A 15,246-nucleotide genomic window follows, 5' to 3' on the forward strand; every position below is an offset into this window, starting at 1 on the left:
AGGGGACCTATGCACTCTTTTCCGATTCTCAGTGTCGCGATCTGGCTGCCGATCGTTTTCGGTTTGCTGGTTCTCGCTGTAGGCAACGACCGCAATCCGGCGCCGGCGCGCTGGATTGCGCTGATCGGCTCGGTGCTCGGGCTGATCGTCACGATTCCGCTCATCACCGGCTTCGATACGTCGACGGCCGCGCTGCAATTCGTCGAATTGTCGCCGTGGATCGAGCGCTTCAATATCACGTATCACCTCGGCGTCGACGGCATTTCGATGTGGTTCGTCGTGCTGACCGCGCTCATCACGGTGGTCGTCGTGATCGCCGGCTGGGAAGTGATCACCGAGCGCGTGTCGCAGTACATGGCCGCGTTCCTGATCCTCTCGGGCATCATGATCGGCGTGTTCTCGACGGCGGACGGCCTGCTGTTCTACGTGTTCTTCGAAGCCACGCTCATTCCGATGTACATCATCATCGGCGTGTGGGGCGGCCCGAATCGCGTGTACGCAGCGTTCAAGTTCTTCCTGTACACGCTGGCCGGTTCGCTGCTGATGCTGGTCGCACTGCTGTATCTCTACACGCAGACGCACACGTTCGATCTCGCGACGTGGCAGGCCGCGAAGCTCGACATGACGCCGCAGGTGCTGCTCTTCATCGCGTTCTTCCTGGCGTTTGCCGTGAAGGTGCCGATGTTCCCGGTGCACACGTGGCTGCCGGACGCGCACGTCGAAGCGCCGACGGGTGGCTCGGTCGTGCTGGCGGCGATCATGCTGAAGCTCGGCGCGTACGGTTTCCTGCGCTTCTCGCTGCCGATCGCGCCGGACGCGAGCCATTTCCTCGCGCCCGTGGTCATCACGCTGTCGCTGATCGCGGTGATCTACATCGGCCTGGTCGCGATGGTGCAGACCGACATGAAGAAGCTCGTCGCGTATTCGTCGATCGCGCACATGGGCTTCGTCACGCTCGGCTTCTTCATGTTCGGCCCGTCGAGCCAGCTCGGCATGGAAGGCGCGATCATCCAGATGATCTCGCACGGCTTCGTGTCGGGCGCGATGTTCCTTTCCATCGGCGTGCTGTATGACCGCGTGCACTCGCGTCAGATCGCGGATTACGGTGGCGTCGTCAACACGATGCCGAAGTTCGCCGCGTTCGTGATGCTGTTCGCGATGGCCAACTGCGGCTTGCCGGGCACCTCGGGCTTCGTCGGCGAATTCATGGTGATTCTCGCGGCGGTGAAGTACAACTTCTGGATCGCGTTCCTCGCCACGTTCACGCTGATTCTCGGCGCGGCGTACACGCTGTGGATGTACAAGCGCGTTTATTTCGGCGCGGTCGCGAACGACCACGTCGCGAAGCTCGCGGACATCAACAAGCGCGAATTCCTGATGCTCGCCATCCTTGCGGTGTTCACGCTGTACATGGGCCTGCATCCGAAGCCTTTCACCGACGTGATGCACGAATCGGTGGCAAACCTGCTCTCCCACGTCGCGCAGTCCAAGCTGCCGCTGGCTCAGTAACGTCGTGAGGAGGAACTAAAAGATCATGCAAAACGCTCCCATGAGTATGTTGTGGCCCGACGCGATCCTGATGGCCGCGGTCGTCATCGCCTGGCTCAATGACACGGTATTCGGCCCGAAGAGCCGTGGCACGACGTATCTGATCGCGCTCGTCTCGACGATCGTCGTCGGCGTGTGGTTCGCCTTCACCGCGCTCAATCCGACGCCGGCTTACTTCTTCACGCGCATGTATATCGTCGATCCGTTCGCGAGCGCGATGAAGGCGGTGGTCTGCCTCGGCTACGCGGTGTCGATCATCTACTCGAAGAAGTATCTCGAAGACCGCGACCTGTTCCGCGGCGACTTCTTCCTGCTCGGCCTGTTCTCGCTGCTCGGCCAGTGCGTGATGATTTCGGGCAACAACTTCCTCACGCTGTATCTCGGCCTCGAACTGATGTCGCTGTCGCTCTACGCGGTCATCGCGCTGCGCAAGGACGCGCCGCAGTCGAACGAATCGGCGATGAAGTATTACGTGCTTGGCGCGCTCGCTTCCGGTTTCCTGCTCTACGGCATCTCGATGCTCTACGGCGCGACCGGCTCGCTCGAACTGAACGAAGTGCTGAAGGCGGTGGCGTCCGGCCGCATCAACGACGCGGTCCTGCTGTTCGGCGTGATCTTCGTGGTCGCGGGCGTGGCGTTCAAGATGGGCGCGGTGCCGTTCCATATGTGGGTGCCCGACGTCTATCAAGGCGCACCGACCGCGATGACGCTGCTCACCGGCGGCGGCCCGAAGGTCGCGGCGTTCGCGTGGGGTCTGCGCTTCCTCGTGATGGGCCTGCTGCCGCTCGCGGTGGACTGGCAGGAGATGCTCGTGATCCTCGCGGCGCTGTCGCTGATCGTCGGCAACATCACGGGTATCGTGCAGAAGAACATCAAGCGGATGTTGGCTTACTCGGCCATCTCCAACATGGGCTTCGTGCTGCTCGGGCTTCTGGCCGGCGTCGTGAACGACAAGGTCGATGGCGCGGCGGGCGCGTATAGCTCCGCGATGTTCTACAGCATCATCTATCTCGTCACGACGCTCGGCAGCTTCGGCGTGGTCATGCTGCTCGCACGCAAGGACTTCGAAGCCGAAATGCTCGAAGACTTCAAAGGCCTGAACCAGCGCAGCCCGGTGTTCGCATTCGTCATGATGGTCATGATGTTCTCGCTCGCCGGCATTCCGCCGACGGTCGGCTTCTACGCGAAGCTCGCCGTGCTCGAAGCGACGATGAACGCGGGCCTCACGTGGCTTGCCGTGCTCGCCGTGATGACCTCGCTCGTGGGCGCGTTCTACTACCTGCGCGTCGTGAAGCTGATGTACTTCGATGCGCCGACCGACGCATCGCCGATCGTCGCCGGCAGCCTGAACCGTTCGCTTCTCGCGTTCAATGGTCTTGCCGTGCTCGTGCTCGGCCTGGTGCCGGGTCCGCTGATGACGGCCTGCCTCACGGCGATCTCGCACACGCTGCCGCTGTAATGTCGGCGGCAGGCTGGTTCATCGTGCTGTTGGCGCTCGTTTTCGCCAACGTGCCGTTCCTGAATCAGCGCCTCTTCGCCGTTGTCCCGTTGCCGCTTCCGGCGCCGACGGGACACAAGGCGGCGAAGAAGAGCGCCTGGATTCGCATCGGCGAACTGATCGTCCTGTACTTCGTGGTCGGCGCGCTCGGCTTCATGCTCGAAGCGCGCGCCGGCAACCGGTTCGATCAGGAATGGCAGTTCTACGCCATTACCTTCAGTCTCTTCGTGGTGCTCGCCTTTCCGGGCTTCACGTTCCAGTATCTCGTCAAACGCCGCTAAGGGCTCGCGCCCTTGGCGGCTTGTTTGCTTCAAAGCACAGGGCTCAAGATGGCAGATCATTCCTCGATTCCCGGCACGGACGACGGCCTCATCGAAAAGAAGGTCGAGAGCGTCACGCTGCACGAAGGGAAATTCCTCACGCTCAAGTGCGATACCGTCGAGTTGCCCGATGGCAAGCACGCGACGCGCGAGTTTGTCGAGCATCCCGGCGCGGTGATGATCCTGCCGGTCTTCGACGACGGCCGCGTGCTGCTCGAGCGCCAGTTCCGCTATCCGGTGGGCCGCGTGCTGCTGGAGTTTCCGGCAGGCAAGCTCGATCCGAACGAAGACGAACTCACGTGCGCGAAGCGCGAGCTTCAGGAGGAAACGGGCTATACGGCGCGTGAATGGACCTTCCTGACGCGCATTCACCCCGTGATTTCGTATTCGACGGAATTCATCGATATCTATCTTGCGCGCGGCCTCACCGCCGGCGATGCGAGACTCGACGAAGGCGAGTTTCTCGAAACCTTCATTGCCGACGAAACACAATTGATGGACTGGGTGAAGGACGGCAGCATCAGCGACGTGAAGACGATCATCGGCGTGTTCTGGCTGGAGAAGATCCGCTCGGGCGCGTGGAAGCTCGACTGAAACGCTCGTCGCAAGAACATGCACTCAGCGAAAGCGGCCTCGATGGCCGCTTTCGTCGTATTTGCGCCACCAAAAGCGTCGTCAGGGGCGAGCGGCTAGAATGGATGTTTAACCTATTGACCGCGCCGTTCCATTCGTCCGACGTTGCGAACGACCGTTCAAAAATCTCGAATTTGAGATAAACTTCAGCGAAGCCCATCAGCATGAAGGTCCTCGATTTAAAGTGCTCGCATGAACATCGGTTCGAAGGCTGGTTCGCCTCGACCGAAGAGTTTGAGTCGCAGTTGTCGCGCAAGCTGGTCGCATGTCCGGTGTGCGCGGCGACCGATGTGAGCCGCATGCCGTCCGCGCCGCGCCTGAATTTGTCGTCGGCGCGAGGCGATGCGTCGCCGGCGCAACACGCGCCGAATGCAGCGCAGGCGGCGGCCGCGCCTGAAGCGGCCGCCTTGCAGGCGCGCGCGTTGAAGTTCATGCGCGAACTGATCGAGAAGACCGAAAACGTGGGCGACCGGTTTGCCGAAGAGGCGCGGCGCATTCACTACAACGAGGCGCCGGCGCGCAACATTCGCGGCGTCACGACGCCGGAAGATGCACATGCCTTGCTCGAAGAAGGCATCGACGTGATGCCGTTGCCTGTTCCGGACGCATTGAAAGAGCCGCTGCAGTAACGCTTGCGCGCGGCGTCTCCACAGGCTCCGGAGCGAGCCAGGACTGGAGACGCCGCGCACCGCCGTTCTCCATTTTTTCGTCGCCAACATTCGCCGTCACGGGAAGGAGAACCGCATGACCTACGCTTATGAAGATTTCGACATCGGCAGCGCGGTGACGCTGAGCGCGCACACGTTCACCCGCGAGGAGATCGTCGAATTCGCGACGCGTTACGATCCGCAGCCGTTTCATCTGTCGGACGCGGCGGGCGAAGCCTCGCATTTCGGCGGGCTGGTCGCGAGCGGCTGGAACACGTGTTCCGCGATGATGGGCATTCTCGTGCGCGACATGGTCGGCGATTCGACCTCGATGGGCTCGCCCGGCCTCGACAACATCCGCTGGATCAAACCCGTGCGCGTCGGCGACACGGTGCGGCTCACCGTGCGCGTGCTCGACAAGCGCGTGTCGAAGAGCAAGCCGGACCGCGGCATCGTGCAGACGCGCTGGGAGGCGCACAATCAGCGCGGCGAGCTCGTGCTGACGGTGGATTCCGCCGCGCTCTTCGGTCTGCGCAATCCGGATTCTTCAAGCGCCTGACGCGTACTTCCCGAGTTCGAGCTTCGCGATCGCATTGCGGTGCACTTCGTCGGGACCGTCGGCGAGACGCAGCGTGCGCGCCGATGCATACGCATACGCGAGCGGAAAATCGTCACAGACGCCGCCCGCGCCGTGCGCCTGAATCGCCCAGTCGATGACCTGACACGCGACGTTCGGCGCAACCACCTTGATCATCGCGATCTCGCCGCGCGCGCCCTTGTTGCCGGCGGTGTCCATGATGTACGCGGCCTTGAGCGTCAGAAGCCGCGCCTGCTCGATCATGATGCGCGCTTCGGCGATGCGCTCCTGCGTCACGCCATGCTGCGCGATCGGCTTGCCGAACGCGACGCGCGCAAGCGTGCGCTTCGTCATCAGTTCGAGCGCGCGTTCCGCGAGACCGATCAGGCGCATGCAATGGTGGATGCGTCCGGGCCCGAGGCGGCCCTGCGCAATCTCGAAGCCGCGGCCCTCGCCGAGCAGCAGGTTCGCCGCGGGCACGCGCACGTTGTCGAGCGTGATGTCCATATGGCCGTGCGGCGCGTCGTCGTAACCGAAGACGTTCAAGGGACGATGCACCGTGATCCCGGGGGCATCGGCGGGCACGAGGATCATCGACTGTTGCGCGTGCTTCGGCGCTTGCGTGTCGGTCTTGCCCATCACGATATAGACCTTGCAGCGCGGATCGCCCGCGCCCGATGACCACCACTTGTGGCCGTCGATCACATAGCTGTCGCCGTCGCGCGCGATGCTACACCGGATGTTCGTCGCATCCGACGAAGCGACTTCCGGTTCCGTCATCAGAAACGCCGAGCGGATCTCGCCGTGCAGCAGCGGTTCGAGCCATTGCGCCTTCTGCGTATCGGTGCCGTAGCGTTCGATGGTCTCCATGTTGCCGGTGTCCGGCGCGCTGCAATTGAACACTTCCGGCGCCCACGGCACGCGGCCCATGATTTCGCAGAGCGGCGCATATTCCAGATTCGTGAGACCCGCGCCGCGTTCCGATGACGGAAGAAAGAGATTCCACAAGCCATCGGCGCGCGCGCGTTCTTTCAGGCTTTCGATGAGGCGCGTCGGAACCCAGGCATTGCCCGACGCGCGGTTCGCGGCGATCTCGTCGGCATAGGCGCGCTCGTTCGGATAGATGTGCGCATCGAAGAAGGCGAGCAGCTTCTCGCGCAATGCCGCTACTTTGGGCGTGTAGTCGAAGTTCATGCCTGGCTCTCCACCTTTTGCGCGTACTGCCATGCGAGCTCGGCCATCGGACGCGCGCGCCTGCCCGCATCGATGGCTTGCGCGCTCGCGGCGGTGCCATCGACGACGCGCTTCATGATGCCTTGCAGAATCGCCGCGATGCGGAACATGTTGTAGGCGAGATAGAAGTTCCAGTCGCCTTCGATCGTGAAACCGGTGCGCTCGCAATAGCGTTTCACGTAATCGCTCTCGTCCGGAATGCCGAGCGCGGCCCAGTCGAGTCCCGCGATGCCGCGAAACTGCGACGGATCGACATGCCACGCCATGCAGTGGTACGCGAAATCGGCGAGCGGATCGCCGAACGTCGAGAGCTCCCAGTCGAGCACGGCGAGCACGCGCGGCTCGTGCGGATGGAAGATCAGGTTGTCGAGCCGGAAATCGCCATGCACGACGCTGACCTTCGCCTTGTGTGACACAGGAATGCGCCGCGGCAGCCACTCGATCAGACGATGCATCGCGTCGATCTTTTCCGTTTCCGAGGCGATGTACTGCTTGCTCCATCGCCCGATCTGACGCTCGAAATAATTGCCCGGCTTGCCATACGTCGACAGGCCGGCGGCTTCGACATCGACGGTATGAAGCGCGGCGATCACGCGATTCGTTTCGTCGTAGATCGCCGCGCGTTCGGCGGGCGTCATGCCGGGCAGCGAGGGATCCCACAGCACGCGGCCCTGCACGAACTCCATCACGTAGAAGGCGCGGCCGATCACGCTTTCGTCCTCGCACAGCGCGAGCATGCGCGCGACGGGCACATCGGTCGGGGCGAGGGCGTCCATCACGCGATACTCGCGCTCGATCGCGTGCGCGGAGGGCAGCAGCTTCGCCGCGGGGCCGGGCTTCGCGCGCATCACGTAGCTGCGGCCGGGCGTGACCAGCTTGAACGTCGGATTCGACTGGCCGCCGGCGAATTGCTCGATGCTCAAGGGGCCGTCGAAGCCATCGACATTCGCCGCGAGCCATGAGGTCAGCGCGCCGGTATCGAAGCGCTGTGCGTCCTGCACGGGGCGCGTGCCTTCGAACGCGGAGAAATCGGACGGCGTCTGTGTCTCGTTGCTGCGTGTCTCGTTGTTTTGCATCGTCTCCTCCAGGCGGCTTGGTCAGGACATGCCGCCGGCCTTGTAGCGTACGAATTGAGCGTAGAGCAGTTCCATCGTCGTGTTGCGCACGCCGGCGTGAAGCGGCGAGGGCGGCGAATGATTGATCGCGTGCACGACCCAGTCGCCGGGTTTGTCGCCCACATCGAGCGCGTTGATGCAGCCCGTCGCTTGCGACAGATGCCCGAAGAAAGCCCGCCCGCCCGCGGTGATCGCATGCGAGAGCAGCGCGCGGTTGACACCGCCGTGCAACACGAGCAGCACCGTGTCCCACGAACGGTCTTCACGCAGGCGCGCGATCGCGGGCAGCGCGCGATCGAGCAACTCGCCGATGGTCTCGCCGCCGAGAAACCGCGTCTCTTCCGCCACGACGCCGTCGAACACCGAGAGGAACGCGCGTTCGATGTCCGACACCGTGAGGTCCTTGAGCTTGCCGCCGCGAATCTCCTGCCATTCGGGCCACGTTTCGATGTCGATGCGCTGTCCCGTCGCTTCGAGCACGCGTTGCGCGGTTTCGATCGTGCGCGGCAGGCCGCTTGCGATCACACGATCGAAGCGCACGTTCTGCGCGGCGAACTCGCGTCCCGCCGCGCTCGCTTCCTCGCGGCCTTGCTCGTTGAGCGGCACGCTTTCAGGGTCGATCGCGCGGCCGCTATCGTCGAAATAAGTGACGTCGCCATGCCGCATCAGGAAGATGCGCCGGCGCTTCGGCAGTTCGTAATGGGCCATGTGTGCGTTACCGATAGTTCGGCTGGCGTTTCTCCAGAAACGCGCTGATGCCTTCGAGCGCGTCGCCGTGATGGAGCGCATCGACGAAGCTGTCGCGCTCCATGTCGAGATGCGCGGCGAGCGGCTGCACGTCGGCGGCGTTGATGAGCGACTTGATGCGCGCCATCGCTTTGGGCGACACGCTGCCGAGATCGTCGGCCCACGCAATGGCCGCATCGAGCGCGATGCCTTTTTTCGTCAGCCGGTTCACGACGCCGACTTCATGCAGCCGCGATGCGCCGATCGGCTTCGCTTCGAGCAGCACTTCGCTCGCGAGCGTGCGCGGCACCGCGCGCGCCAGCAGCCACGATGCGCCGCCATCCGGCGTGAGGCCGACGCGCGCATACGACATGACGAACTTCGCGTCATCGGCGGCGACGATCAGGTCGCAGGCGAGCGCGAGCGAAAAGCCCGCACCGGCCGCCGCGCCTTCGACGGCGGCGATCACCGGTTTGGTCGAAGCGCGCAGCGCGCTGATCCACTCGCCGAGCAGACCGATGCTGTCGCCTTGCACCGACGGATCTTTCGCGCGGTTTTCCAGCAGGCGATTCAGGTTGCCACCCGCGCAGAAGAAGTTGTCGGCGCCCGTCAGCACGATCGCGCGCACGCTGTTGTCGCGCTCGGCGGTGTTGAGCGCTTCGATGCCCGCCGCGTACATGTCCGGATGCAGCGCGTTGCGCGCGCCGGGATTGGAGAGCTTGAGAACGAGCGTGGTGTCGCTGCCCGCGGGACGGTCTGTCAGTAGTTCGGCGCTCATCTGAGCTCCTCGGTATGGGTAAGCGAAAGTCCGAGCTGCGCGCGGCGCGTGAGCCAAGGCGTCGGCCGGTAGCGCGGATCGCCGAGCACGGCGGTCATGTTGCGCAGGATCGTGAGAATCGTCGGCGCGCCCAGCGTGTCGCCGAGCGCGAGCGGGCCGTGCGGATAACCGAGGCCGAGCATCACGGCGAGATCGATATCCTCGGGCGTCGCGATGCCCTGCTGCGCGATATCGCAGCCGATGTTCACGATCGTCGCCACGACGCGTTGCGCGACGAAACCGGCCGAATCGCGGATCACGGTGACGGGCACGCCGTCGAAGGCGAAGAGGGCGTGCGCGGCGTCGCGCATCGCGGGCGTGGTCGCGGGCGTCGTCATGATGGTGCGCCGCGCGACCGTATCGAGCGGGAACAGCGTATCGACGGCGACGACGCGCGTCGCGTCGAGATGCTCGTTGACGGAGGCGGTCGTCGCATCGAGGCCGAGCGGCGTCACGATGATCAGCGAATCCGGCTCCGGCGTGTGACCGCCGTCGATATGCACCGAGCAGTCGCAGCGGGCGATCAGCTTCAGCACGTCCTCGCGACCGGCGTGCGAGGCGCGGCTGATCCACACGCGCGTCGGCAGTTGCGTGGGCGCGGCGGGCTCGGGCGGCACTTCCTGCTTGCCGTCGACATAGCGGTAAAACCCTTCGCCCGCCTTGCGCCCGATGAGCCCGCCCGCGAGCCGCGTGCCCGTGATCGGCGACGGCTTGAAGCGCGGCTCTTCATAAAACTGGTGATAGATCGATTCCATCACCGGATGCGAGACGTCGAGCGCGGTGAGATCGAGCAGCTCGAACGGCCCGAGGCGAAAGCCCGCTTGTTCGCGCATGATGCGGTCGATATCCGCAAAACTCGCGACGCCTTCGCTCGCCACGCGCAGGCCTTCGGTGTTCATGCCGCGCCCGGCGTGATTGACGATGAAGCCCGGCATGTCCTTCGCGCGCACCGGCGTGTGGCCCATGCGGCGCGCGAGGTCCATCAGGGCATCGCCCGCGCGCGGGTCGCCGCGCAGTCCGTCGATGACTTCGACGACGCGCATCAGCGGCACGGGGTTGAAGAAGTGAAAGCCCGCGACGCGTTCGGGATGCGCGCAACCCGCGGCGATCGCGGTGATCGACAGCGACGACGTATTCGACGCGAGCACGCAATGCTCGCCGACCACCGCTTCGAGCTCGCGGAACAGTTCGCGCTTGATGTCGAGATTCTCGACGATCGCCTCGACGATGGCGTCGCAATCGGACAGTTCGCTCTTGTCGCCCGCATCGCGAATGCGCGCGAGCGCCGCGTGCGCGTCCGCTTCCTTGAGCTTGCCCTTCGCGGTGAGTTTCGCAAACGTCTCGGCGAGATACGCGCGCGCGGCGGCGAGCGCGTTCGGGTTCGTATCGTAGAGGCGCACGTCGAGCCCGGCGAGCGCGGCGATCTGCGCGATGCCGCGCCCCATCGCACCGCTGCCGACAATACCGAGCGTCTCGATCCTGTATTCGTGCTGACTCATGATGCGGCTCTGCTCCTCAAAAGGATGGAACGCGCGCGGTGTGCGCGCGTCCCGGCGGTGAACCGATCCGGCGAGACGCGCCGTTGCGTTAGAGCTTGGCGAGACGTTCGAGCGCGAGCGCGAGCGTCTCTTCCTTCTTCGCGAAGCAAAAGCGCACGACGCCCGATTCATGGCTCTCGTGATAGAACGCCGAGACCGGAATCGCGGCCACGCCGATCTCGCTCGTGAGCCATTGCGAGAATTCGGCCTCGGGCATGTCGCTGATCTTCGAGTAATCGACGCACTGGAAATACGTGCCTTCGGACGGCAACAGCGAGAAGCGCGTCTTCGCCAGGCCCGCGCGGAAGAAGTCGCGCTTCTTCTGATAGAACGCGGGCAGATCCAGATACGGCTTCGGGTCTTCGAGGTAATGCGCGAGCCCGATCTGCATGGGGGTGTTCACCGTGAACACGTTGAACTGATGCACCTTGCGGAATTCGGCGCTCAGCGCGGCGGGCGCGGCCACGTAGCCCACTTTCCAGCCGGTCACGTGGAAGGTCTTGCCGAAGCTCGACACCACGAAGCTGCGTTTGGCGAGTTCCGGATAGCGCGCGACGCTCTCGTGCGGCGCGCCGTCGTAGACCATGTGCTCGTAGACTTCGTCGGAGACGATCAGCACGTTGGTGCCGCGCACGATTTCTTCGAGCTTCTTCATGTCGTCCGCATGCCACACGCGGCCGGTCGGATTGTGCGGCGTGTTGATCATCAGAAGGCGCGTTTTCGGCGTGATCGCGGCGGCGATCTTGTCGAACGGCAGCGCGTAGTCCGGCGCTTCGAGCGACACGAATACCGGCTTGCCGCCCGCGAGCTCGATCGACGGCACGTAGCTGTCGTACATCGGCTCGATCACGATGACTTCATCGCCCGGATGCACGCAGCACAGAATGGCCGTGAGCAGGGCCTGCGTCGCGCCGGCGGTCACGGTGATCTCGGTGTCGGGGTTGTACGCGCGGCCATAGAGCGCGTCGATCTTGCGCGCGATCGCATGGCGCAAGGGCGCGGCGCCCGCCATCGGCGGATATTGGTTGTGGCCTTCGCGCATCGCGTTCGCGACGGCATCGACGATGCGCGCGTCGCAATCGAAATCGGGGAAACCCTGACCGAGGTTCACGGCGCCTTTTTGCGTCGCGAGCGCGCTCATCACGGTGAAGATGGTCGTGCCCACATCGGGCAGACGCGACGGGAAAGAAAGCTCGGGCGGTGTCGGCGGCAATTCGTGCGTGGCGTTCATGGTCGTGTGGGCGAAAAGTGGCACGCGGTTATTTTAAGACAGCGTCAGCCGATGGCCGTGGTCGCGTCGAGTTCGACGACGAACGGCCTGGGCTCGGCGATGCGAAACGCGAAGTCGCGCGCGATGCGCCGCGCGAGCTTCAGCACGGCGCGGTCTTTCGACACGAGCCAGGCGGCGCCCGACGCGTGCGCGAGTTCCAGGAACTTCTGATCGTCGCGGTCTTTGCATTTCGGTAACGGACGTTCGCTTTCATCGAGCGTCGCGGCGACGAGCGTCGACAGACGCGCGAGGGTCGCGAGCGCGGCGGCCTTATCGACTTCCATGCGCACGAACTGCGGGTAGTCGAGCACGTGCGTGAGCTCCCTCAAGCAGCGCTCGTCGATCAGCGCTTCGAGCGTGCGGGCAACGAGGGCCGCGTGAATCGGGCGCGTGGCGGGGTCGTCGAACACGAGGATGTCGATCCACACATTCGAATCGAGCACCACGCGCATCGGTGGCGGCGGCGCGGCGGAATTGTCCATTCGATACAATCGGGGGTTTATGCCAATGATCGCCGGCGGCGTGCCGGCGAGCCTCCATGATAATCGTTCTCTCGCCCGCCAAATCGCTCGACTACGAGACGCCCCCTCATATCAAGAAGCACACGCTGCCGCAATTCGTCGATGACGCGGCCGAGCTGATCGAGGGCCTGCGCGAACTCTCGCCGCAGCAGATCGGCGGCATGATGAGCATTTCCGATCAACTGGCGGCGCTGAATTTCCAGCGCTACGCCGACTGGTCGACGACGTTCGATGCGAGCAACGCCAAGCAGGCGGTGCTGGCGTTCAACGGCGACGTGTACGAAGGCTTCGCCGCGAAGACGCTCTCGGCGAGCGATCTCGATTTCGCGCAGAGCCACGTGCGCGTATTGTCGGGGCTGTATGGCCTGTTGCGGCCGCTCGATCTGCTGCAGCCGTACCGGCTCGAAATGGGCACGCGATTTCCGAACGCGCGCGGCAAGGATCTGTACGCGTTCTGGGGAGACCGCATCACGGCGGCGCTCAACGAGCAACTCAAGAAGCAGCGCGGCGCGCGCGTGCTGGTGAATTGCGCGTCAGAGGAATATTTCAAGTCCGTCAAGCCGAAGCTGCTCACCGCGCCCGTCATCTCGCCGGTGTTCGAAGACTGGAAGGGCGGGCGCTACAAGATCATCAGCTTTCACGCGAAGCGCGCGCGCGGCCTGATGGCGCGCTATGCGGTCGAGAACCGCATCGACGAGCCGCAGGCGCTCAAAGGCTTCGACAGCGAAGGCTATACGTTCGACGCGAAGGCGTCGAACGACACGACATACGTATTTCGACGCCGCGTCGCGGAATGAGACCCGCACGGCAAGCACGCAAGGAACCGCACATGAGCCTCTCCATCTCCAGCAACTTCGACGCGGGCGCGATCGAAGTCATCAACGCCGACGATCCCGCGGACATCCGTCTGCGCGTGCGCCCCGACTCGCACGCCGATTTCGCGCAATGGTTTTACTACCGAGTGTCCGGCGCGCGCGGCGAGCGTCTCGTGATGACCTTCGAGAACGCGGCGCAGTGCGCGTTTCCCGAAGGCTGGCGCGACTATGAAGCGGTTGCGAGCTATGACCGCGTGAACTGGTTCCGCGTATCGACCGAGTACGACGGCCAGGTGATGAAGATCGATCACACGCCGGACTTCGACCGCATCTACTACGCGTATTTCGAGCCGTACAGCGAGGAGCGCCATTCGGAATTTCTCGGCGCGGTTCAGCAGATGCCGCTCGCGACGCTGACCGAGCTCGGCAGCACGGTGCAGGGCCGGCCGATGTCGGTGCTCTCGCTCGGCATACCGGATTTTGGCGACGCCGAGCCGAAGAAGAAAGTCTGGATCATCGCGCGCCAGCATCCCGGCGAGACGATGGCGGAATGGTTCGTCGAAGGACTCGTGAAGCGGCTCGCGGGCTTTGGCGACTGGGCGGGCGACCCGGTTGCGCGCACGCTTTTCGATCGCGCGATCTTCCATATCGTGCCGAACATGAATCCCGACGGCAGCGTGCTCGGCAACCTGCGCACCAACGCGGCGGGCGCGAACCTGAATCGCGAATGGATGGAACCGAGTGCCGAGCGCAGCCCGGAGGTGCTTGCCGTGCGCGAGGCCATCGAGGAGACCGGCTGCGACCTGTTCTTCGATATCCACGGCGATGAAGCCATTCCGTATGTGTTCGTCGCGGGTTCGGAGATGTTGCCGGGCTTCACCGAGCAGCAGGCGAAGGAGCAGAAGGCATTCGTCGATTTCTTCAAGCAGGCGAGCCCGGATTTCCAGACCGTGTACGGTTACGAGTCGAGCAAGTATCAGACGGATGCGCTCAAGCTCGCGTCGAAGTACATCGGTAACGAGTACAAGTGCCTTTCGCTCACGCTGGAGATGCCGTTCAAGGACAACGCCAATCTGCCGGATGAGAGCGTCGGCTGGAACGGCGCGCGCAGCGCGGCGCTCGGCGCGTCGATGCTTCAGGCGATCCTGTGGCATCTTCAATCGTTCGACGCCTGAAGGCCGGCGACTTTCGGGGCATGCGCTTTCGGGGCATGTGAAAAGGGCGTGGCCGCTTCGTGCGGCCACGCCCTTTTTCGCGATGTCTTGCGCGCGGATTTGCGCGGATGAGCAGCGGTCAGTGCTTCTTGGTTGTCTTCTTCGTCGACTTGGTCGAAGACTTCGACGTGCTCTTGGCCGCGCTCTTCGTCTCGCCCGATGACGCCGTGCTCTTCGCGCCATGCTTGCCCTTCGTGCTGCGCGCCGGATGCGGCTCGGCGCGTGCGCGCAGCGGCGGCACGGGATCGTTCCAGCCGAAGGCGAGCATCTGACTGCCCACATAGCCGCAGCGGAACTTGAGCGGCGTGGGATCGCGCTCGCCGCTTTTCGGCATGCCCTGACCTTCGACGGTCACGACGTTGTCCACCTTGATTCGCTGCTTCTTCTCGTCGAACGAATCGTTCCACGGTTCGATGCTGGAATGAGCGGCGTCGAACGAGGTGGCGGGAAACTCGACGCGATCGAAGGCCGAAGATGTGCTGGCGATGAAGTTGCCATGCGCAGCGCAATCGGCGATGAGCGGATTGGCCTCGAAGTCGATGACGAAGTGGTGAATCAGTTCATTGCGCTCGTCGAGCGAATCGGCAAAAGCGGACACCGCGCATGCCAACGATGCGCATACCGCCAACCGGCCGACGAGCCGCAATAGCCGGCGCGGTGCGTAGTTACTTTCCATCAAGTCTGGGCGCTAAGAAGACACGGGCAAGTAAGATGCGCCGTGTAGGGGAGGAGTTCAATCTTATCGTACTTTGCGCGCATGCCGATGGCCGGAAA

Annotated in this window: 16 protein-coding genes; 8 read left to right on the top strand and 8 right to left on the bottom strand. The window is 63.9% G+C overall.

The window, feature by feature from the left end:
- Positions 1 to 9 precede the first annotated feature (9 nt).
- The 6 genes from LY284_RS03180 (at position 10) to LY284_RS03205 (ending at position 5,205) form a co-directional block, all read left to right on the top strand.
- Positions 10 to 1,509: an NADH-quinone oxidoreductase subunit M gene (locus LY284_RS03180; RefSeq protein WP_014191751.1), complete on the top strand. Its 1,500-nt coding sequence runs from the start codon at positions 10 to 12 to the stop codon at positions 1,507 to 1,509.
- A 25-nt stretch (positions 1,510 to 1,534) separates the two neighbouring features.
- Positions 1,535 to 3,007 carry an NADH-quinone oxidoreductase subunit NuoN gene (nuoN, locus tag LY284_RS03185; protein ID WP_014191750.1) on the top strand — a complete coding sequence of 491 codons (1,473 nt, stop codon included), beginning with the start codon at positions 1,535 to 1,537 and terminating at the stop codon, positions 3,005 to 3,007.
- The gene (locus LY284_RS03190; protein WP_014191749.1) at positions 3,007 to 3,327 is read left to right on the top strand and encodes a DUF2818 family protein; all 321 of its coding nucleotides are present in this window, start codon (positions 3,007 to 3,009) and stop codon (positions 3,325 to 3,327) included. Before nuoN ends, LY284_RS03190 begins: the two co-directional genes overlap by 1 nt.
- Positions 3,328 to 3,375: 48 nt before the next feature.
- On the top strand, positions 3,376 to 3,960 hold the full coding sequence (locus LY284_RS03195; protein WP_014191748.1) for an NUDIX domain-containing protein: 585 nt from the start codon (positions 3,376 to 3,378) through the stop codon (positions 3,958 to 3,960).
- Between the two features lie 203 nt (positions 3,961 to 4,163).
- Positions 4,164 to 4,628 (top strand): DUF1178 family protein, encoded by a 465-nt coding sequence (locus tag LY284_RS03200; protein ID WP_014191747.1) that lies wholly within the window; start codon positions 4,164 to 4,166, stop codon positions 4,626 to 4,628.
- 115 nt (positions 4,629 to 4,743) lie between these two features.
- Positions 4,744 to 5,205, top strand: coding sequence for a MaoC family dehydratase (locus tag LY284_RS03205; protein ID WP_014191746.1), 462 nt, complete (start codon positions 4,744 to 4,746; stop codon positions 5,203 to 5,205).
- Here LY284_RS03205 and LY284_RS03210 read toward each other — a convergent pair.
- From LY284_RS03210 to LY284_RS03240, 7 genes are all read right to left on the bottom strand, one after another.
- Entirely contained in the window at positions 5,194 to 6,417 is a 1,224-nt protein-coding gene (locus tag LY284_RS03210) for an acyl-CoA dehydrogenase family protein (protein ID WP_014191745.1), read from the bottom strand. The genes LY284_RS03205 and LY284_RS03210 overlap by 12 nt on opposite strands.
- Positions 6,414 to 7,532, bottom strand: a complete 1,119-nt coding sequence (locus LY284_RS03215; RefSeq protein ID WP_233384512.1) for a phosphotransferase — start codon at positions 7,530 to 7,532, stop codon at positions 6,414 to 6,416. Before LY284_RS03215 ends, LY284_RS03210 begins: the two co-directional genes overlap by 4 nt.
- A 21-nt stretch (positions 7,533 to 7,553) precedes the next feature.
- On the bottom strand, positions 7,554 to 8,279 hold the full coding sequence (locus LY284_RS03220) for a histidine phosphatase family protein (RefSeq protein WP_014191743.1): 726 nt from the start codon (positions 8,277 to 8,279) through the stop codon (positions 7,554 to 7,556).
- Positions 8,280 to 8,286: 7 nt separating this feature from the next.
- Positions 8,287 to 9,075, bottom strand: coding sequence for an oxepin-CoA hydrolase, alternative type (locus LY284_RS03225; RefSeq protein WP_014191742.1), 789 nt, complete (start codon positions 9,073 to 9,075; stop codon positions 8,287 to 8,289).
- On the bottom strand, positions 9,072 to 10,613 hold the full coding sequence (locus LY284_RS03230; protein WP_014191741.1) for a 3-hydroxyacyl-CoA dehydrogenase: 1,542 nt from the start codon (positions 10,611 to 10,613) through the stop codon (positions 9,072 to 9,074). Before LY284_RS03230 ends, LY284_RS03225 begins: the two co-directional genes overlap by 4 nt.
- 88 nt (positions 10,614 to 10,701) lie before the next feature.
- On the bottom strand, positions 10,702 to 11,883 hold the full coding sequence (locus tag LY284_RS03235) for a pyridoxal phosphate-dependent aminotransferase (RefSeq protein WP_014191740.1): 1,182 nt from the start codon (positions 11,881 to 11,883) through the stop codon (positions 10,702 to 10,704).
- A gap of 44 nt (positions 11,884 to 11,927) precedes the next feature.
- Complete coding sequence (locus tag LY284_RS03240) at positions 11,928 to 12,404, bottom strand: putative toxin-antitoxin system toxin component, PIN family (RefSeq protein WP_014191739.1); 477 nt, start codon at positions 12,402 to 12,404, stop codon at positions 11,928 to 11,930.
- A gap of 56 nt (positions 12,405 to 12,460) precedes the next feature.
- Here LY284_RS03240 and yaaA point away from each other — a divergent pair, with 56 nt between their 5' ends.
- Entirely contained in the window at positions 12,461 to 13,240 is a 780-nt protein-coding gene (gene yaaA, locus LY284_RS03245; protein WP_014191738.1) for a peroxide stress protein YaaA, read from the top strand.
- Positions 13,241 to 13,272: 32 nt separating this feature from the next.
- A complete protein-coding gene (locus LY284_RS03250) occupies positions 13,273 to 14,433 on the top strand; it encodes a M14-type cytosolic carboxypeptidase (RefSeq protein ID WP_014191737.1) in 1,161 nt (386 codons plus the stop codon).
- A 118-nt stretch (positions 14,434 to 14,551) separates the two neighbouring features.
- Here the strand turns inward: LY284_RS03250 and LY284_RS03255 are convergent, their stop codons facing one another.
- Positions 14,552 to 15,148 (bottom strand): BspC domain-containing protein, encoded by a 597-nt coding sequence (locus LY284_RS03255; protein ID WP_233384515.1) that lies wholly within the window; start codon positions 15,146 to 15,148, stop codon positions 14,552 to 14,554.
- Positions 15,149 to 15,246 lie beyond the last annotated feature (98 nt).

This window comes from Caballeronia sp. PC1, assembly GCF_021353155.1.
Taxonomy (GTDB): Bacteria; Pseudomonadota; Gammaproteobacteria; order Burkholderiales; family Burkholderiaceae; genus Caballeronia; species Caballeronia cordobensis.